Origin of the sequence: Aeromonas veronii (assembly GCF_040215105.1) — a bacterium.
Taxonomy (GTDB): Bacteria; Pseudomonadota; Gammaproteobacteria; order Enterobacterales; family Aeromonadaceae; genus Aeromonas; species Aeromonas veronii_G.
The window spans coordinates 3,273,308-3,290,770 of sequence record NZ_CP157875.1 but is presented as its reverse complement, the minus strand read 5'-3'; the positions used below and the strand labels follow the sequence as shown (position 1 = coordinate 3,290,770).

The following is a 17,463-nucleotide window of genomic DNA, read 5'->3' as shown; positions in this document are numbered from 1 at the left end:
GCCCGCAGGCCCGCAGTGAAGCGAGAGGCTGGCTCAGTCGTACAGGTAGCAGCGCACGAAGTGGTTGTCGGCGAGCTTGGTCACCGGCGGCAGGCTCTCCTTGCAGCGGGCCATGGCCTGATGGCAACGACCGGCGAAGGGGCAACCGCGAGAGTGCGGGGTCCAGAGCGGGATCTCTCCCTTGCGGCCCCCCTCCAGCTCGGTGTGGATGCTCTTCTCCGGATCCGGCACCGCCGAGATGAGCAGCTGGGTATAGGGGTGCTGGGGGTGGTGCAGGATCTCGTCCACCTCGCCCCACTCCACCATGTGGCCCACGTACATCACCGCGAGATCTTCGGCCACATAGCGGGCGGTGGCGATGTCGTGGGTGATGTAGAGCATGGAGACGCCGAGTTCGTTCTTCATCTGCTCCATCAGGTTGAGGATGCCGATGCGAATGGAGACGTCGAGCATGGAGGTGGGCTCGTCCGCCAGCACCACTTCCGCCTCCACCGCAAGGTTGCGGGCGATGTTGACCCGCTGGCGCTGGCCGCCGGAGAGCTGGTGCGGATACTTGGCGGCGGTGGCCTTGGCCGGGGTCAGTCCCACCTTCTCCAGCAGGGCGTAGACCATGTCCGGCAGATCTTTCTTGTCGAGCACCTTGCTGTGCAGCAGCAGGGGGCGGGCGATGTGGTGGTAGATGGTGTGGGTCGGGTTCAGCGAACCGAACGGGTCTTGCCATACCATCTGCACGCTCTGGCGGTAGTCGAGCAGGGCGGTGCCCTTGTCGAACTCCTCCAGATCCCGGCCGCGGTAGAGGATGCGGCCGCTGGAGAGCTTGTACATCTTGGCGATGATCTTGGCGATGGTGCTCTTGCCGGAGCCGGATTCACCCACCACCGCCAGGGCGCGGCCCCGGTGCAGGTTGAAGGTGATGTCGGACAGGGCCCGCATCTTGCCACTCTTGATGGCGTTGGAGTTGACGGGGAAGTCCTTGTAGAGGTGCTGGACTTCGATGATGGGGGCGTCGGTTTTGGCGATTTGCATGACAGACATCCTTAACAGCCAGCGGCCTTGTCCAGGTAGATCGGAAGATCCGGTTGTTGCTCCGCCACGCCGTAGAGGTGGCAGGCGGTCTGTTGTCCCGGCCGGATCTCGGCCAGCTTGGTGTATTCCTGACGGCAGCGATCATGTACCCGGCTGCAGCGGGCCTGGAAGCGGCAGCCGACCGGCACCTCCAGCAGATTGAGCGGGGTGCCGGGGATCCCCTCCAGCACGGTTTTCGGGCCGTGCAGGGGCGGGAAGGAGTTGCCGAGCCCCTTGGTATAGGGGTGCAGCGGCGCGGTCAGGATCGCCTTGGAGGGGGCAATCTCGATGAGCTCGCCGGCGTACATGATGCCGATGCGATCGCAGAACTCGACCATGAGGGAGAGGTCATGGGTGATGAACAGGATGGAGAAGTTGAATTTCTCCTTGAGCGCATAGACCTTCTGCAGGATCTCCCGCTGCACCACCACGTCCAGCGCCGTGGTGGGTTCATCCATGATCAGCAGCTCGGGGTTCAGCGCCATGGCGATGGCGATCACCAGCCGCTGGCGCATGCCGCCGGAGAACTGGTGCGGGTAGTCCTTGAGCCGACTCGGGTGGATGTCGACGATCTCCAGCAGCTCCTTGGCGCGCTTGATCGCCTCATAGCGGGTCAGGCCGGGGTTGTGGGCCAGCAGCACGTCACAGAACTGCTCTTCCATGCGCAGCACGGGGTTGAGCGCGTTCATGGCGGACTGGAACACCACGCTCGCCTGGCGCCAGCGGTAGCTGCGCAGCCGCTCGTCGTCAAAGTGGAGAATGTTCTCCCCCTTGAAGAGGATCTCGCCGCCGCTGATGTAGGCGGGCGGCTTGTGCAGCCTGGCCACCGAGAAGGCGACCGTGGATTTGCCGCAACCGGATTCACCGGCGAGGCCGAATACCTCTCCCGGCATGATGTCAAAGCTGACCGAGTTGACGGCGCGCACGTCGCCGTTCTCGGTGATGTAGTCGACGCAGAGCTGGCGCACCGACAGCAGGGGTTGTTGCGAGGTCATGCTGTCTTCTCCTGTGCGGCCATAGCGGTGACTGGGGCGGGGGCGGCGAGTTTCTTCCAGCGATTCAGACCCTTGTGGGAACGCAGCTGGGGGTTGGCTATCTCGTCGATGGCGAAGTTGAGCATGGCGAGGCCGGCGCCCAGGGTCGCGATGGCGAAGCAGGGGGCCAGGATCTCCCACCAGGCGCCCACCAGGATGGCGCTCGAGGTCTGGGCGTTGTAGAGCATGATGCCCCAGCTCACCACGGTCGGGTCGCCAAGACCCAGGAACTCCAGGGTCGCCTCGGTGACGATGGCGTAGATGATGGAGCCGATGAAGCTCACCCCGATGATGGAGATGAGGTTCGGCAGTATCTCCACCAGGATGATGCGCCAGGCCGGTTCACCCAGCACCTCGGCGGCGATGACGAACTCCTTCTCCCGCAGGGCCAGGGTCTGGGCGCGGATGACCCGGGCGCCATAGGCCCAGGAGGTAAAGCCTATGATGAGGGCAATCACCGTCGGTGACGCCTCCCCGATGAAGCTCGCGAGCACCAGTAATAAGGGGAGGTTCGGGATCACCAGCACCACGTTCATCAGGAAGGTGAGGCACTCGTCCACGATACCGCCGAAGTAGCCGGCGGTGATGCCTACCGTGATGGCGAGGGCGCAGACCAGGAGGCCCGCCCCGAAGCCCACCAGCAGGGAGATACGGGCGCCGTGGGTGAACTGGGACCAGAGATCGTGCCCCATGCGGTTGGAGCCCATCACCAGCTCCACGCTGGGAGGCTGGTGCGGGCGGGCGACCCGCTTGGTGGGTTCGTTGCTGGTCAGGAGCGGGGCAAACAGCGCCATCAGCACGAAGGTGACGACGATGGCGAGGCCGAAGGCCGCCTTCTTGTTGCCCAGCAATATCTTGAGAATGGTCGGCATACGCATCTTATTTGCCTCCTGTACGCAGACGGGGATCCAGGAAGACATAGAGCACGTCCGCCAGGAAATTGAAGCTGAGCATGGTGATGGTCATGATGAGCAGTTGGCCCTGAATGAGCGGGTAGTCACGGGCGAGAATGCCCTGATACAGGGTCAGGCCCAAGCCCGGGTAGTTGAAGATGACTTCGGTGATGAGGGAGCCGCCGATGACGAAACCCAGCGCCATGGAGAGGGCGGTGACGCTCGGCAGCACGGCGTTGCGGGCGCCGTAGTTGAAGATCACCCGGTTGCTGGAGAGCCCCTTGGCCTTGGCCATGGTGATGTAGTCCTCACCCAGCAGGTTGATCATGTTGTTGCGCATGGTGATGAGGAAGCCCCCCACCTGCACCATGGCCAGGGTACCCACCGGCATGATGGCGTGCAGCATGATGCTCTTGATGTGTTCCCAGCCAAAATCGGCCTTGATCTCCGGGCTGTAGGCGTAGCCAATCGGAAGCCAGTTGAGGCTTACCCCGAACAGGAAGAGGGCGAGCAGGGAGACCACCACCGGCGGGATGGCCTGCATCACCAGGGTGAGCGGGGAGAGGATGCTGTCCATGCGCCCCCCCCGGTACCAGGCGGCGAAGATGCCGACGATGGAGCCGATGGAGAAGCTCAGAATGGTGGAGGTGCCCACCAGGAACAGGGTCCAGCCGATGGCGCGGCCGAGCACGTCGGCGACCGGCTGCGGGTAGTAACGCACCGAAGTGCCGAGATCCCAGGTGAAGACGCTCTTCACATAGGTGAGGAATTGGGTGCCGATAGGACCGTCAACGAAGCCGAAGGTGGCTTTGAGGGCTTCCAGGGCGGCGGGCTCCATCATGGCACCGGCCCGGGCGAACATGACGGAGACGGGATCCCCTGGCATGGCTCTGGGTAACAGGAAGTTGATGGTGGCGGCCACCAGAAAAGCGACCAGATAGAAGGAGAAACGTCTGAGTATAAATCCCATGGTGATACCTTTTACTGCAAGCCTGCCCCGCGCCGGGCAAAGCTACCCCAACCCCGTGAGGTCCGGGGGATGAAGTGAGGGCGGGGAAGAAGGCCCCCCGCAGGGGGCCGAGGTGATTAGCTGTTTGGCTTGAGTGACAACACGTGCAGCAGACGCTCCGGGGTATCCGGGTGAACCTGCGGCTTGGCGACCGGGTTGTCGGCACTGAACCAGCCATTGAAGCGCTTGGTGCTGTACTCGTACCAGGTCGGGTTGTTGAACACCGGGATGATGGTCTGGTTGGCCCCGACACGCTCCTGGATGGCAAACATGATCTCTTTCTGCTTGGCCGCGTCGGCGGTCTGGGTGAAGTCGTCGATCAGCTTGTCGAGTGCCGGATCCTTGTAGCGGGGCGCCGCGAAGCGGTTGCCACGTTCACCCATGTTGCGGGAGTGGAAGGCGGTCTCGAAGTACTTGTGCGGGTTGGCACCGGCGAAGTAACCCTGCAGGGCGACGTCGAAGTCACCGGTGATCAGGTTCTCGGTCCAGACGGTAGCTTCCGGGGTGGAGGTCTTGGCGTTCAGACCCAGGGCCTGCAGGCCTTCGACCCCGATCTGGACGGTGTTGACCCAGTCGGTCCAGCCGTTCGGCACCAGTACCTTGAACTCGATCTTCTTGCAGCTCGGGGTGTCCAAGAACTTGTCGCCGTCACAATCCTTGTAGCCCGCCTGTTTCAGCAGCGCCTTGGCGCCTTCCAGGTCGAACTTGTTGTATTTGCCGTACTTCTTCTCGACTTCCGGGTTGTCCCATGAGGCGAATGCCTTGCCAAGACCGGACGGATACTCGTTGACGGTCGGATAGCCGTAGCCCGCGATGTCCACCATGGACTGGCGGTCCATGGCCATGGAGAAGGCGCGGCGGAAGTTGATGTCGTTGAAGGCTTCGTGGTTGCCCGGGTTCTTGCTCTGGAAGTTGACGTTGAACGCCACGGTGCCGGAGGCGGGGAACCAGTACTTGTTGTTCTTCGGATCGTTGCCGACGTAGAGACGCTCGATATCCGGCACGAAGGAGCCGAACCAGTCCACGTCACCCTTCATCACGGCGGCCAGCACCTGGTCGTTGGTGGCCATCTGCGGCATGCGCAGGCAGTCGATAGAGAGGCTGGCGTTATCCCAGTAGTGCGGGTTGCGGCACTGGGTATAGAGCTGGGCGGAGAAGTTGTCCACTTCGGTGAAGGGACCGGTACCGACCGGCTTGTCGTTGGTGAAGGCAACCGGATCCTTGACGGACTTCCACTGGTGCTCGGGCACGATGGGCACCAGCACCAGGTCGTTCACCACGTTGGTGTTCACTTCGGCCAGGTCGAACTTGACCTTGTGATCCCCCAGCTTCTCGACACCCTTGATCTGGGTCCAGATGGAGCGCTCGTCCAGCGCCTTGTTGGCCTTGACCAGGTTGAAGGAGAAGAGGATGTCGTCGGCGGTGAAGGCTTCACCATCGGACCACTTGACCCCTTCGCGCAGATCGAAGGTGACGGACTTCAGGTCATCGCTGAAGGCGTAGTGGGTCGCCAGACGATAGACGGGTTTGCCACCCTGCATATCGTTGAAGATCACCAGCGGCTCATAGATGAAGTGACGGGTCGTGTGCAACAGACCAGCCTGCAGGAAGGGGTTGAAGTTTTTCACCCATGCGGTTTCCTGCTGGGCAACCAGGGTCAGCACCGTCTTGTTCTCGGCGGCCATGGCAGTGCCGGTCATCCCGGCGAGCAGGGTCCCCAGCATGACTGAGGTAGCGATTTTGGATACTTTGGCAAGCATATTTTTTCCTTTCTTATTGGTCTTCCATGGTTTTGGAATGGAGCACCGACATCGCATGCTTGGACACCGGCCCTCTCTGTTGGTCAGGTTTTGCACCCTTGTAGTTGTGTCGTCCAACGCCCTTAGAAAAGCAGAGTTAACAGGAAAACAACAACTCTTCATTTCGTCGATATCGTAAAAACCCAATGACGCTCGTCAATCTCGTCAAAGTCTATTTTTAATCCTTTATTATTAGACTGTTATGTTAATTATCACAGAGCATCAAGTCACCCTTTGACGTCGGTGAAAAGTGATTATGTGAACTGGATCGTGCTGGTTTTTGCACTCGCCATCTGGCTTTTTTTTGAGCATGAAGCAAGCGGCCGGGAAAGCGGCCCGGGTTTGTGCGCTGGGTCACGAAGAGAAATGAAAGCGTTTTCTTTTCCGCAGGCAGAGATCTGGAGAGCCGCAACAGCGTGGTGTGCCGAAATGGATGAAGGAGGGCCGGTACGATTTCGATGGGCGTATGGTGGCTGGCTGACGGCGGGCAATAAAAAAGCCAGTCAGCAGGGCTGACTGGCTTTCGGGCTAAGCGGCGGGTTTAGTTCACCAGACTGGCCCAGAGGTCGTATTCGTCCGCCTCGTCGATGCGTACTTTGACCATGTCGCCGGGCTTGAGGCCGGTCTCGCCGTTCAGGTAGACCAGGCCGTCGATCTCGGGGGCATCGGCGGCGGAGCGGCCGGTGGCGCCCTCTTCGTCCACTTCGTCGATGAGAATGGTCATCTCCTGACCCACCTTGCGGGCCAGCTTGCGGATGGAGACCTGCTGTTGCAGCTCCATGAAGCGCTGGAAGCGCTCTTCCTGCACCTCGGCCGGCACCGGATCCGGCAGCTCGTTGGCCTTGGCACCCTCGACCGGGCTGTATTTGAAGCAACCGACCCGATCCAGTTCCGCCTTGTCGATGAAGTCCAGCAGCATCTGGAACTCTTCTTCGGTCTCGCCGGGGAAGCCGACGATGAAGGTGGAGCGCAGGGTGATCTCGGGGCAGATCTCGCGCCACTTCTGGATGCGCTCCAGGGTGCGCTCGACGGTGCCGGGACGCTTCATCAGCTTGAGGATGCGCGGGCTGGCGTGTTGCAGCGGGATATCGAGATAGGGCAGCACCTTGCCGTCGCGCATCAGCGGGATGACGTCATCCACGTGCGGATACGGGTAGACATAATGCAGGCGTACCCACATGCCGAGTTTGGCGAGTTCTTCGCACAGGGCCACCATGCTGGTCTTGACCGGCATGCCGTCGTAGAAGCCGGTACGGTGCTTGACGTCCACGCCATAGGCGGAGGTGTCCTGGGAGATCACCAGGATCTCCTTCACGCCCGCCTCTTTCAGGCGCTTGGCCTCGGCCAGCACCTCGCCGATGGGGCGGCTCACCAGATCCCCGCGCATGGAGGGGATGATGCAGAAGGTGCAGCGGTGGTTGCAGCCTTCGGAAATCTTCAGGTAGGCGTAGTGACGGGGGGTCAGCTTGACCCCATGGGCCGGTACCAGGCTGGTAAAGGGGTTGTGGGTGGGCTTTTCCACGTACTTGTGGACGTGGCCCAGCACCTCTTCATAGGCGTGGGGGCCGGTGATTTCGAGCACCTTGGGGTGGATCTCGCGGATCTGGTTCTCTTTGGCGCCAAGACAGCCGGTGACGATCACCTTGCCGTTTTCGGACAGGGCCTCACCGATGGCTTCCAGCGACTCTTGTACTGCGCTGTCGATGAAGCCGCAGGTGTTGACCACCACCAGCTCCGCATCGTCATAGCTGGGCACCACATCGTACCCTTCGGTACGCAGCTGGGTCAGGATGCGTTCGGAATCGACCAGGTTTTTGGGGCAACCCAAGGAGACGAATCCTACTTTGGGGGCCTGTTTTGTGTTGGACATCGCTCAATCACTCTTAGGTGGCTCTATTATAAGGGCGCGGATTTTACCGGAATGGCTAACCAAAAACTATACAACCGGGGGGGGCTGGCCGAACAATATTTACGGGTTCATCCCCTTTGCATCGGCAAGGGCGAGGGGGATGGGCGCCTCTGCGGGTGACAGTTATCGTCCGACCACGGCAGCCTCGCTTCCTCAAGCAGAGTGCGGCAGGAAACGCCTTGCTCACCCGGCGATATGGGCGAAAGAGTGACGCAGGTGGTTGAGTCGCAAGGCATAGTCGTGAACGGGACTGTTATTGGCGTACGATTAAATCTGATAGGGTAGTGATCCGCTGACGAGCAGAAGAAGGAGCAGACCATGAAGAGCAAACCCTGGCTGATTGCCGCCGCCCTGTTGCTGGCATCCACTCCCAGCCATGCCGACTGGGCCAAGCTGAAAGAGGCCGCCTCCGATCTCGGCACCGCGGTGAGCGACACCAGCAAAGAAGCATGGAAGGGGATCACCGATTTCTCCAAGGAGACCTGGGAGTCCGTCTCTACCTGGGGAGCCGATGCCTATAACAAGGCCGGTGCCTGGACCGAAGAGAGTGCGGCCACCGGCAAGGAGTGGCTGGATGCGGCGGACAAGAAGCTCGACACCATGTTGGAGCCCAAGACCCCGGAAGAGGCGCGCACGGCCCTTGATACCATGGCCGACACCGCCCTGGTGCGGCTGTTCAACGATCAGCCCTCCGCCAAGCTGCTGTTTGACCAGGCCTATGGCTACGCGGTGTTCGATTCGCGCAAGTTCTCCCTGATGATCCATACCAACCAGGGGTCGGGGGTTGCGGTCAATCGCAAAAACGGCAAGCACACCTATATGAAGATGTTCGGGGCGGGCCTCGCGGCCGGGCTCGGCGGCAAGTTCTATCAGCAGGTGATCCTGTTTGAAGACCAGACCCACTTCGATGCCTTCGTCAACAAGGGCTGGGAAGCCACCTCCGAGGTGGGGGCCGTGGCAGGCAAGGAGAGTGCTGAGCTGACCGCCAAGTACAACGGCGGCATGGCCATCTACCAGATTGGCGAGAAAGGGCTGCTGCTGGATGCCAATATTTCCGGCTCCAAGTACTGGCTTGACGATGATTTGAACAAGTGACACATCCATCTTCGTCCGACAAGTTCTTTTTCTTCTATCAGATTGAAATACAGTCTGTTTAATTGACGAGACTTGCAGTAAAAAGAGGGCCTTCGGCCCTCTTTTTCATGGGCGCGGATCAGAGTCGTGGGACAAGGAGAGGGATATGGCGCATGAGCCCGGGCAAGATGTGATGGCGGCCCAGAGCCGGGAGTGGGAAAAACAGAGCATCTATCTGCGGTTGCAGGAAGGGATCCCCACGGCGTTCTGGGTCTGGGGGGATCTGGTGGCACCGCTGGAACCAGCCCTGTCGCCAGAAGCCTATGCGGGCCAGTTTGGTTGGGGAGAGGCCGATGAGGCCTGCCTGGCCCTCTCCCACGCCATCATCGCCAAGCTGGTGGCCGTGGGCTTGGTGACCCCTGAGCAGGCAAGCGTCAAGGCGCACTACCTGCGTGATGAGGTGCTGGCCAAGCTGCCTGCCGACGAACACTACGATCTGCATCTGAGCTACCTGCGGTTGCTGCTGGGCAAACAGCCCTGGCCCGCGATCTGAATCCGTGACGGCCGGTGGCACCGGCCTGATCACGCCCCTCTTTCACTTCTGATCTTCTCTATTCGCTCTGGTTGGCACCCTTATTGCTTTAAGCCTGTCAGCGTCAATGATTTGTCTGGGGATGAAAGATGGAAATAAGTGCAAGCAGCCTGATGCAAGAGATGCAGGCACTCAAGGTCGAAGCGGGAGCCACTCCGCTGGCCCAGCCTGGTCGCCCGGTCAGTTCGGATTTCGGTCAGATGCTCAAGCTGGCTCTCGACAACGTCAACGAGCTGCAGGGCAGCGCCAACGATCTGCGCACCCGCTTCGATTTGGGCGACAAGTCGGTGGATCTCTCCGAGGTGATGATCGCCGGCCAGAAATCCTCCATCGCCTTCGAGGCGACCGTCCAGGTGCGCAACAAGATGGTCGATGCCTACAAGACCATCATGAACATGCCGGTATAAGCACATCCATGGCGACTGAGCATCATGAACATGTCAGCAACAAGGACATAAACCGTGGCTAACGATCAAAACGGCGATCTGCTGATGAACAACGAAGGGGCGGCGACCCTGGACGAGCAGGAGCAGAAGAGCTCGGCGCTGGGCTTCCTCTCCAACACGGATGTGCTGCGCCAGATCACCCTGATCCTGGGGCTGACCATCTGTCTGGCCATCGCCGTCTTCATCCTGTTGTGGGGCAAGGAGCCGGAGATGCGTCCCCTCGGCACCTTCAATACCCAGGAGCTGGTCTCCACCCTCGACTACCTCGATCAGCAGAAGATCCCCTATCAGGTGGACGGCAAGAGCGTGCTGGTCAGCGCCGAAAACTATGCCGATATCCGTCTGCGCCTGACCCGCGCCGGCCTTGCCAGCAGCAGCGACGTGAGCAACGATGGCGAGTCCATCCTGCTCAAGGACTCCAGCTTCGGCGTCAGCCAGCGCATGGAGGGTGAGCGTCTCAAGCTCAGCCGCGAGCGCCAGCTGGCGAGCGCCATCGAACAGTTCCAGAACGTGGCCAAGGCCCAGGTGCTGCTGGCCATTCCCAAGGACAACGTGTTCGCCCGCAACGAGCGCAAGCCGAGTGCCACCGTGGTGCTGAGCCTGCGGGGCAGCGCCCTCGGCCAGGGGGAAGTGGACTCCATCGTCGACATGGTGGCCTCCGCCGTCCACGGCCTGGAGCCGACCCGGGTCACGGTCACCGACCAGAACGGCCGCCTGCTCAACTCCGGCTCCCAGGATCCTCTCTCCGCCCAGACCCGCAAAGAGTTTGCGATGCAGCAGAAGCAGGAGCTGGAGTACAAACAAAAAATTGACGCCATCCTGATCCCGGTGCTCGGGGCGGACAACTACACCGCCGAGGTGGATCTCTCCCTCGACTTCTCCCAGCAGGAGCAGACCCGCAAGACCTTCAACCCGGACTTGCCCGCCGTGCGCTCCGAAATGACGGTGGAGGAGAACAGCTCGGGTGGCAGCAACGGCGGCGTGCCCGGCGCGCTCTCCAACCAGCCCCCTGCCGCCTCCAGCATTCCCCAGGAGGCCACGGCCGCCGAGGGTGGCAATGCGGCCAGCGGCCGCTCCCGCAAGGAGGCGACCCGCAACTTCGAACTGGACAGCACCATCAGCCATATCCGGCGCCAGCAGGGCGGCATTCGCCGCATGACGGTGTCGGTGGCGGTGGATTACAAGGCGACGCCTGGCGCCGAGGGTGCCATCACCCGCGAGCCCCGCACCCAGGCCGAGCTCGACACCCTGCGTCGGTTGCTCAGTGGCGGCCTCGGCTTTGACGTGACCCGGGGGGATACCCTGGAAGTGGTCGCCATCCCGTTCAACCGTCCCGAACTCGAGGCCGTGGCGGACATCCCGCTCTACGAGCAGCCCTGGTTCTGGCGCGCGGTGCGCATCGCCGCCTCCGTGCTGGTCATCATAGTGCTCATCGTCACCGTGGTGCGCCCCATGCTCAAACGCCTGCTCTACCCGGATGCGAGACCGGAAGGGGAGCTGGATCTGGACAACAGCATAGTGCTGGGCGGGGATGACGAGCTCAGTCTGCTGGCGGCCCAGGCGGAAGCCGAGCCCATCTTCGGGGTGCGCGATGGTCACCTGAAACTGCCGGATCTGCACAAGGATGAAGACTTGCTCAAGGCGGTGCGTGCGCTGGTGGCGAATGAACCGGATCTGGCCGCTCAGGTCATTAAAGAATGGGTAACGAACCGAGATGCCTGAAGAGAACAAGAACCAAATCACCGGTAACGAGATTACCGACAGCCAGCGCCTGCTTCTGGATCAGATGAGCGGGATGGAGATGGCGGCCGTGCTGATGCTGAGCCTCAACGAAGAGGACGCCGCCCAGATCTTCCGTCACCTCGAACCCAAGCAGGTGCAGCGCCTCGGCATGTCCATGGCCTCCATGTCGGACTTCAGTCACGATCGGGTGGCGGCGGTGCATCGTCAATTTATCGACGACATCCAGAAATACACCAACATCGGTATCGGCAGCGAAGACTTCGTGCGCAAGGCCCTGGTGGCGGCACTCGGGGAGGACAAGGCCAGCAACCTGGTGGATCAGATTATTCTGGGGTCAGGGGCCCGCGGCCTCGACTCCCTCAAGTGGATGGATGCGCGCCAGGTGGCCAGCATCATCCAGAACGAACACCCGCAGATCCAGACCATAGTGCTTTCTTATCTGGAGCCGGAGCAGTCGGCGGAGATCCTGAGCCAGTTCCCGGAGCAGGTACGCCTGGATCTGGTGATGCGTATCGCCAACCTGGAAGAGGTGCAACCGGCGGCGCTGCAAGAGCTCAACGACATCATGGAGAAGCAGTTCGCCGGTGCGGCCGGGGCTCAGGCCGCCAAGATGGGTGGCCTCAAGGCTGCCGCCAACATCATGAACTACCTCGACACCAACATCGAAGGCCAGCTGATGGACTCCATCCGCGACTCGGACGAGGAGATGAGCCAGCAGATCCAGGATCTGATGTTCGTGTTCGAGAACCTCATCGACGTGGACGATCGCGGCATCCAGACCCTGCTGCGGGAAGTACCGGGGGATCTGCTGCAACGGGCCCTCAAGGGCTCGGACGATCAGATGCGGGAGAAGGTGTTCAAGAACATGTCCAAGCGGGCCGCCGAGATGCTGGCGGACGATCTGGAGGCCATGGGGCCGATCCGGGTCTCCGAAGTGGAGGCCGCCCAGAAGGAGATCCTCTCCATCGCACGCCGTCTGGCGGATGCGGGCGAGATCATGCTGGGGGCCGGTGGTGGCGAAGAGTTCCTCTAACATGTTGGCCTTTCACCATGGTGTTGTATTGTCATGCCACCCGTTTTTGGTGAGGAGTGCTACTAGAGCATGAACAGCAAGAATAACAAGCTGCGCGGTTACGTCCGGCCCGAGCCGGACGAGTTGCCGGCGCAGGCCTGGGGCTGGCCCGAGATGGAAGTCGAGTCCGAGATCCAGAGCAATGCCCTGGGGCTCAGCCCGGACTGGTATCGGCAGGAGCAGGAGGTCGAAACCCCTGATCCCGAGCCGGAGGAGGAGCCCGCTCCCAGCATCACCGCCGAGGAGCTGGAAGCCATTCGCCAGGCCGCCTGGGAAGAGGGGATGAGCGAGGGGCGTGAAGCGGGCTTTGCCAAGGGATTGGAGGAGGGCAAGCTGGAAGGCTTGCAGCAGGGCCATCAGGCGGGTCTGGAGCAGGGCAGGGAAGAGGGGCTCGCCATGGGCCGCGAACAGGTGGAGCAGCAGATTGCCCACTGGCAGGGGCTTGCCGATCGCCTCGCCAACCCCCTGAGCGAGCTGGACGCCGCGGTGGAGCAGCAGCTCATCAGCCTGGTGCAGCAGCTCGCCCGCGCCCTCATCCGCCATGAGGCGCAAACCTCGCCTCGGCTGCTGCTGGAGGCGCTCAAGCAGGGGCTCTCCCTGCTGCCGGCGGCCGAGCACGGGGTCACCCTGATGTTGCATCCGGATGATCTAGCCCGGGTCGAGGAGGCCTTCGGCGCCGAGGAGTGTGCCAGGCGCCACTGGCGGTTGCAGGCCGAACCCACCTTCTCCCCGGGGGATCTGCAGCTCGCCACCGAGCTCTCCAGCATCGATCTGACCCTGGCGGGGCGCATCGAACAACTGCTGCGCAGCTTCCTGCGGGACAACGCGGACTGATGGTGCTGCATCGCCCTGCACCTTCTGGCGCCGCCGTATTCAACATCAGGGCCGGGATGGCGTCCTGTTCGCCCCGGCTCGCACTCTTCACCCCTTCGGAGGCCTCATGACCGCGTCCTTGCTCAATCGACTGCAAGCCTACCGCGTGCGCGAGAGCGGCCCCACGCCGCCGGTGGCAGGCAAGCTGACCCGGGTGGTGGGGCTGACCCTGGAGGCCATCGGCTGTCGCGCCGCCATCGGCGCCCTGTGCCGCATCGATACCCAGGAGGGGGCGCTGGAGGCCGAGGTGGTGGGCTTCTCCGGGGATCGCCTGTTCCTGATGCCGAGCGAGCAGCTCAAGGGGGTCATCCCCGGAGCCCGGGTGGTGCCCATCACCGAGGAGCATGGCATTCCGGTGGGGATGAACCTGCTCGGCCGGGTCATCGACGGCATCGGTCAGCCCCTGGACGGGCTAGGCCCCATCCTCGCCTCCCAGACGGTGCAGTTTGCCCAGCACCGCATCAATCCGCTCGCCCGTCGCCCCATCCATCAGCCGATGGACGTGGGGGTACGTGCCATCAACGCCGTGCTCACCGTGGGCCAGGGCCAGCGGATGGGGCTGTTCGCCGGCTCCGGCGTCGGTAAATCCGTGCTGCTCGGCATGATGACCCGCGGCTCGGTGGCGGACGTGGTGGTGGTGGGGCTCATCGGTGAGCGGGGCCGGGAGGTCAAAGAGTTCATCGAGGAGATCCTCGGGGCCGAGGGGCGCGAACGAGCCGTGGTGGTGGCGGCGCCTGCCGACGCCTCGCCGCTGATGCGCCTCAAGGGGTGCGAGACGGCGCTGGCCATCGCCGAGTATTTCCGGGATCAGGGGCTCAACGTGTTGCTCTTGATGGACTCCCTCACCCGTTATGCCCAGGCCCAGCGGGAAATCGCCCTGGCAGTGGGGGAACCGCCCGCCACCAAGGGCTACCCGCCTTCGGTATTTGCCAAATTGCCGGCGCTGGTGGAGCGGGCCGGCAACGGCAGCGACGGCCAGGGCTCCATTACGGCCTTCTTCACCGTGCTGACGGAGGGGGACGATCTGCAGGATCCCATCGCCGACGCGGCGCGGGCCATCCTCGACGGTCACATCGTGCTGGCGCGGGAGCTGGCGGATGCGGGCCATTACCCGGCCATCGACATCGAGAAGTCCATCAGCCGGGTCATGCCCATGGTCACCTCGCCGGAGCACATGGAGCTGGCGCGCACCTTCAAGCAGTTTTACTCCCTCTATCAGCAGAACCGGGATCTCATCACCATCGGCGCCTACAGCCAGGGCTCGGATCCCCGCATCGACCGGGCCATCATCCAGAAGCCCTATCTGGATCAGTTCTTGCAGCAGAAGATGCGCGAGGTCATTCCCTATGATGAAGGCCTGCAATCCCTGCACATGGTGGCCATGCCCCTGATGCGTTGACGAGATGAATCGGGAGCCAATTGATGAGTAAAGGACTGGAGTTGCTGTCAGCCAGGCTGGTGGAGGCCGAACATCAAGCGGCCATGGCGCTGGCCAAGGCCCAGCAGGACTTGAAGCTGTTCATGGATCAGCAAAACGCGCTGAACCAGTACCGCCAGATTTACCACCAGCAGTGGACGGATCGCGGCCTGCAGGGGATCAGTCCCCAGCAGAACAGCCAGTATCACGCCTTCATCAACAAGCTGGAAAATGCGGCGACCCAGCAATACGAAGGGGTGTTGCAGGTGCGCGAGGCGCTGGCCCAGTGCCGCACCCAGTGGCTGGAGGCCCAGCAGCGGCGCAAGGCCGTCGAGCTGTTGCTGGAGAAGCAGGCAGACAAATTGCGCCTGAAGGCCCAGCGCCAGGAGCAGAAGATGCTGGATGATTACGCCATCCAGCGACGCTATCACCACTCTGGCCTGTAATTTGCTTCTCTTCGGTCAATCACTCGATTCATCGACCGCCCCAGCCCCAGGCCGCGCGGTCATCACCGGATTGTCGTCAGGGATCCCAGCATGATACAGACCCAGTTGATTACAGCCTCTGCCCAGGCCAAGTCGGTCGATGGTGCCGCCACCCCGGCGTTGCCTGCGCTGGGTGGCGAGGGGGATCTGCCACTGCCGGGAGAGGGCAAGGCCCTCTTCGCCGATGCCATGGCCCGCCAGCTCGGGCAACAGGATCCCGCCCGTCAGGGGGATGGCGCACTCAAGTCTCCGCTGGATGCCAAATCTTTGGCGGCGAGCGAGACGAGCCAGAATGCACCTCATCAAGTAGAGAAGGCCGACGAGGCCGAGCTTCCCCCCGACGATTTCCTGCAGCAGCTGCAAGCCTCGCTGCGCCAGGACACCACCCTGGTGGCGCAGGTGGCGACCCCTCCCCAGGCTCCGCTCCCTGCCGCCCATCCGGACGGCAATGACTTGCCGCCCGAGTCGCCCTCCATCGCCGGAGTCCCTGGCAAGGACGCCGTGGCCGGTGCCGGGCAGCAAGGGACTTTGCCCCAAAACGACCTGGCCCAGCGCACGGAGCTAGCAGCGGCCTTGGCGCCATCCGGCAAGGGGACGGGTGATGCCGCGAACAGTGCGGCGGAAAAAAGTGCGGCACATGGCGCGGCGTCCCCGGATGCCCTGGGCCGCGTGGCCGGCGCCGATGCCGCCCTGCCGGGCAAACAGGCTGCATCCCCGGTGGCGGACGGGGTTGACAGCCGCGAGACTGGCGCAGACCTGAACGCATCAGAGAAGTCTGTGGCCGACAAGGGCGTCGCTGCCAAAGAGACCGGATCCAAGCCGGAATCCCAGCCCCTCTCTGGCCCCGAGCGAGCAGCCCAGCTGGCCAAGGTGGTGACGGGAGAGACCGATGGCGCGAACAGGGAAAACCTGTCCGCCGCGCAGACCGCCAATGACAAGCAGGCCGGTGTGGCCAGGGTCTTTGGAGAAGGGGTGGCCAGTGCCACTATGGTCTCTGCCGATCAGCCCGCAGCCAGTGCCGAGGGCAAGGCTGACGGGCGCTCACCAAGCGGGGCGGATGCCAGCGCACAGGGCGCAGGTGGCGTGACGGCCAGCACCGATGAGGCATCAGGTCAGGCCCGCACAGGGGGCAGGGCGCAAGAGAGCGGCACTGCCCAGGCTTCCGTCGCCAAGGCCGATGGGGGTGCGAGCAGTCAGACTCCAGTGGTGGCTCCTGCCGGAACGGCTCAGGTGAGCGATCCCCAGACCCCGGCGCTGGCGGCGCCGCAGCAGGTGCTGGCTCGTCACGAATCTCAGGGGCCACAAGCCTCACTGGCGGCCCTGTCCGCCGGCATCCAGCAGATGGAGAGTGCCCCGGCCGTGGTGGTCAAGGCCAATAGCGAACTCAGAAAAACCGAATTGAAGGGATCCCTGGACGAGGTCGGCAAGAGTGCGGGGCTGGAGGCCAAGTCCGCCCAGCAGGCCGAGGCGGGTGCCACCACCCAGCAGCTGGCCTTCCAGGGGAGTAACGAGTCGAAGTCCGTTGCCGAAACCGGCGCCAGACGGGATGCCCAGAACCTGCCGCACCTCAAGCTGGCGACGCCAGAAACCCCGACCCAGTTGCACCAGAAAGTGAATCTGATGTTGACGGACAAGCTGCAGCAGGCGGAGATCCAGCTCGATCCCCTGGGGCTTGGCAAGATGAAAATCCAGATCCAGATGGGGGCGGACAGTCAGGCCAGCGTCAACTTCGTGGTCCAGCATGGCCAGACCCGGGAGATGCTGGAGCAGGCCATGCCGCGCCTGCGGGACATGCTGGGGGGGCAGGGGATCCAGCTTGGGCAGACCCAGGTGCAACAACAGCCTCAGTCGCAACAACAAGCACAGCAGCACTCCCAGCTGGCACAGCAGCAATCCCAGGGGCAGGCGAGCTCCGGGGGCGAGGGCCGGCAGGGGAACGGTAGCGCCGGTGGCCGCGGTCAGGGAGAGAGCGAGGGTACGGCCCACACTCTCAGCCTGCTGGTGGAATCGGCAAACGATGCCGGAATTGATTTCTATGCTTGATGCATTCTT

At 62.7% G+C, this 17,463-nt stretch carries 16 protein-coding genes; 10 read left to right on the top strand and 6 right to left on the bottom strand.

Features of this window, described 5'->3' with window-relative positions:
- Nucleotides 1-33: 33 nt before the first annotated feature.
- The 5 genes from ABNP46_RS15115 to ABNP46_RS15095 form a co-directional block, all read right to left on the bottom strand.
- Nucleotides 34-1,026, bottom strand: a complete 993-nt coding sequence (locus tag ABNP46_RS15115; protein ID WP_349918883.1) for an ABC transporter ATP-binding protein — start codon at nucleotides 1,024-1,026, stop codon at nucleotides 34-36.
- An 11-nt stretch (nucleotides 1,027-1,037) separates the two neighbouring features.
- Nucleotides 1,038-2,060, bottom strand: coding sequence for an ABC transporter ATP-binding protein (locus ABNP46_RS15110; protein WP_349918881.1), 1,023 nt, complete (start codon nucleotides 2,058-2,060; stop codon nucleotides 1,038-1,040).
- Complete coding sequence (locus tag ABNP46_RS15105) at nucleotides 2,057-2,977, bottom strand: ABC transporter permease (RefSeq protein ID WP_349918879.1); 921 nt, start codon at nucleotides 2,975-2,977, stop codon at nucleotides 2,057-2,059. The genes ABNP46_RS15110 and ABNP46_RS15105 overlap by 4 nt, the downstream gene beginning before the upstream one ends.
- Nucleotide 2,978: 1 nt before the next feature.
- Complete coding sequence (locus ABNP46_RS15100) at nucleotides 2,979-3,962, bottom strand: ABC transporter permease (RefSeq protein ID WP_349918878.1); 984 nt, start codon at nucleotides 3,960-3,962, stop codon at nucleotides 2,979-2,981.
- A 116-nt stretch (nucleotides 3,963-4,078) separates the two neighbouring features.
- Complete coding sequence (locus tag ABNP46_RS15095) at nucleotides 4,079-5,761, bottom strand: ABC transporter substrate-binding protein (RefSeq protein WP_349918876.1); 1,683 nt, start codon at nucleotides 5,759-5,761, stop codon at nucleotides 4,079-4,081.
- 297 nt (nucleotides 5,762-6,058) lie between these two features.
- Between ABNP46_RS15095 and ABNP46_RS15090 the strand changes: the two genes are divergently transcribed.
- Nucleotides 6,059-6,316, top strand: coding sequence for a hypothetical protein (locus ABNP46_RS15090; protein WP_349918874.1), 258 nt, complete (start codon nucleotides 6,059-6,061; stop codon nucleotides 6,314-6,316).
- A 25-nt stretch (nucleotides 6,317-6,341) separates the two neighbouring features.
- On the opposite strand, the gene rimO is transcribed toward ABNP46_RS15090, so the two are convergent.
- Nucleotides 6,342-7,670 (bottom strand): 30S ribosomal protein S12 methylthiotransferase RimO, encoded by a 1,329-nt coding sequence (gene rimO / locus ABNP46_RS15085; protein ID WP_349918873.1) that lies wholly within the window; start codon nucleotides 7,668-7,670, stop codon nucleotides 6,342-6,344.
- 357 nt (nucleotides 7,671-8,027) lie between these two features.
- On the opposite strand from rimO, the gene befA reads away from it, so the two are divergent.
- From befA to ABNP46_RS15040, 9 genes are all read left to right on the top strand, one after another.
- Nucleotides 8,028-8,804: a beta cell expansion factor BefA gene (befA, locus tag ABNP46_RS15080; RefSeq protein WP_349918871.1), complete on the top strand. Its 777-nt coding sequence runs from the start codon at nucleotides 8,028-8,030 to the stop codon at nucleotides 8,802-8,804.
- A 145-nt stretch (nucleotides 8,805-8,949) separates the two neighbouring features.
- The gene (locus ABNP46_RS15075) at nucleotides 8,950-9,336 is read left to right on the top strand and encodes a hypothetical protein (protein WP_349918869.1); all 387 of its coding nucleotides are present in this window, start codon (nucleotides 8,950-8,952) and stop codon (nucleotides 9,334-9,336) included.
- 128 nt (nucleotides 9,337-9,464) lie between these two features.
- A complete protein-coding gene (gene fliE / locus ABNP46_RS15070; protein ID WP_349918868.1) occupies nucleotides 9,465-9,782 on the top strand; it encodes a flagellar hook-basal body complex protein FliE in 318 nt (105 codons plus the stop codon).
- Nucleotides 9,783-9,836: 54 nt separating this feature from the next.
- Nucleotides 9,837-11,543, top strand: coding sequence for a flagellar basal-body MS-ring/collar protein FliF (gene fliF, locus ABNP46_RS15065; protein WP_349918867.1), 1,707 nt, complete (start codon nucleotides 9,837-9,839; stop codon nucleotides 11,541-11,543).
- On the top strand, nucleotides 11,536-12,597 hold the full coding sequence (gene fliG / locus ABNP46_RS15060; protein ID WP_349918865.1) for a flagellar motor switch protein FliG: 1,062 nt from the start codon (nucleotides 11,536-11,538) through the stop codon (nucleotides 12,595-12,597). Before fliF ends, fliG begins: the two co-directional genes overlap by 8 nt.
- A 69-nt stretch (nucleotides 12,598-12,666) precedes the next feature.
- Nucleotides 12,667-13,470 (top strand): flagellar assembly protein FliH, encoded by an 804-nt coding sequence (gene fliH / locus ABNP46_RS15055; protein WP_349918864.1) that lies wholly within the window; start codon nucleotides 12,667-12,669, stop codon nucleotides 13,468-13,470.
- 106 nt (nucleotides 13,471-13,576) lie between these two features.
- Complete coding sequence (gene fliI, locus ABNP46_RS15050) at nucleotides 13,577-14,908, top strand: flagellar protein export ATPase FliI (RefSeq protein ID WP_349918862.1); 1,332 nt, start codon at nucleotides 13,577-13,579, stop codon at nucleotides 14,906-14,908.
- A gap of 23 nt (nucleotides 14,909-14,931) precedes the next feature.
- The gene (gene fliJ / locus ABNP46_RS15045) at nucleotides 14,932-15,372 is read left to right on the top strand and encodes a flagellar export protein FliJ (RefSeq protein ID WP_349918860.1); all 441 of its coding nucleotides are present in this window, start codon (nucleotides 14,932-14,934) and stop codon (nucleotides 15,370-15,372) included.
- 90 nt (nucleotides 15,373-15,462) lie between these two features.
- Nucleotides 15,463-17,454 (top strand): flagellar hook-length control protein FliK, encoded by a 1,992-nt coding sequence (locus ABNP46_RS15040; protein WP_349918858.1) that lies wholly within the window; start codon nucleotides 15,463-15,465, stop codon nucleotides 17,452-17,454.
- The last annotated feature ends 9 nt before the right edge of the window (nucleotides 17,455-17,463 follow it).

Bases quoted from the DNA above. Each gene is read 5' to 3' on its own strand.
- ABNP46_RS15095 (WP_349918876.1), bottom strand. From the start codon at position 5,761: ATGCTTGCCAAAGTATCCAAAATCGCTACCTCAGTCATGCTGGGGACC.
- fliG (WP_349918865.1), top strand. From the start codon at position 11,536: ATGCCTGAAGAGAACAAGAACCAAATCACCGGTAACGAGATTACCGAC.
- fliJ (WP_349918860.1), top strand. From the start codon at position 14,932: ATGAGTAAAGGACTGGAGTTGCTGTCAGCCAGGCTGGTGGAGGCCGAA.
- befA (WP_349918871.1), top strand. From the start codon at position 8,028: ATGAAGAGCAAACCCTGGCTGATTGCCGCCGCCCTGTTGCTGGCATCC.
- ABNP46_RS15040 (WP_349918858.1), top strand. From the start codon at position 15,463: ATGATACAGACCCAGTTGATTACAGCCTCTGCCCAGGCCAAGTCGGTC.
- ABNP46_RS15115 (WP_349918883.1), bottom strand. From the start codon at position 1,026: ATGCAAATCGCCAAAACCGACGCCCCCATCATCGAAGTCCAGCACCTC.
- fliH (WP_349918864.1), top strand. From the start codon at position 12,667: ATGAACAGCAAGAATAACAAGCTGCGCGGTTACGTCCGGCCCGAGCCG.
- ABNP46_RS15105 (WP_349918879.1), bottom strand. From the start codon at position 2,977: ATGCGTATGCCGACCATTCTCAAGATATTGCTGGGCAACAAGAAGGCG.
- ABNP46_RS15110 (WP_349918881.1), bottom strand. From the start codon at position 2,060: ATGACCTCGCAACAACCCCTGCTGTCGGTGCGCCAGCTCTGCGTCGAC.
- fliE (WP_349918868.1), top strand. From the start codon at position 9,465: ATGGAAATAAGTGCAAGCAGCCTGATGCAAGAGATGCAGGCACTCAAG.
- fliI (WP_349918862.1), top strand. From the start codon at position 13,577: ATGACCGCGTCCTTGCTCAATCGACTGCAAGCCTACCGCGTGCGCGAG.
- ABNP46_RS15100 (WP_349918878.1), bottom strand. From the start codon at position 3,962: ATGGGATTTATACTCAGACGTTTCTCCTTCTATCTGGTCGCTTTTCTG.
- rimO (WP_349918873.1), bottom strand. From the start codon at position 7,670: ATGTCCAACACAAAACAGGCCCCCAAAGTAGGATTCGTCTCCTTGGGT.
- ABNP46_RS15075 (WP_349918869.1), top strand. From the start codon at position 8,950: ATGGCGCATGAGCCCGGGCAAGATGTGATGGCGGCCCAGAGCCGGGAG.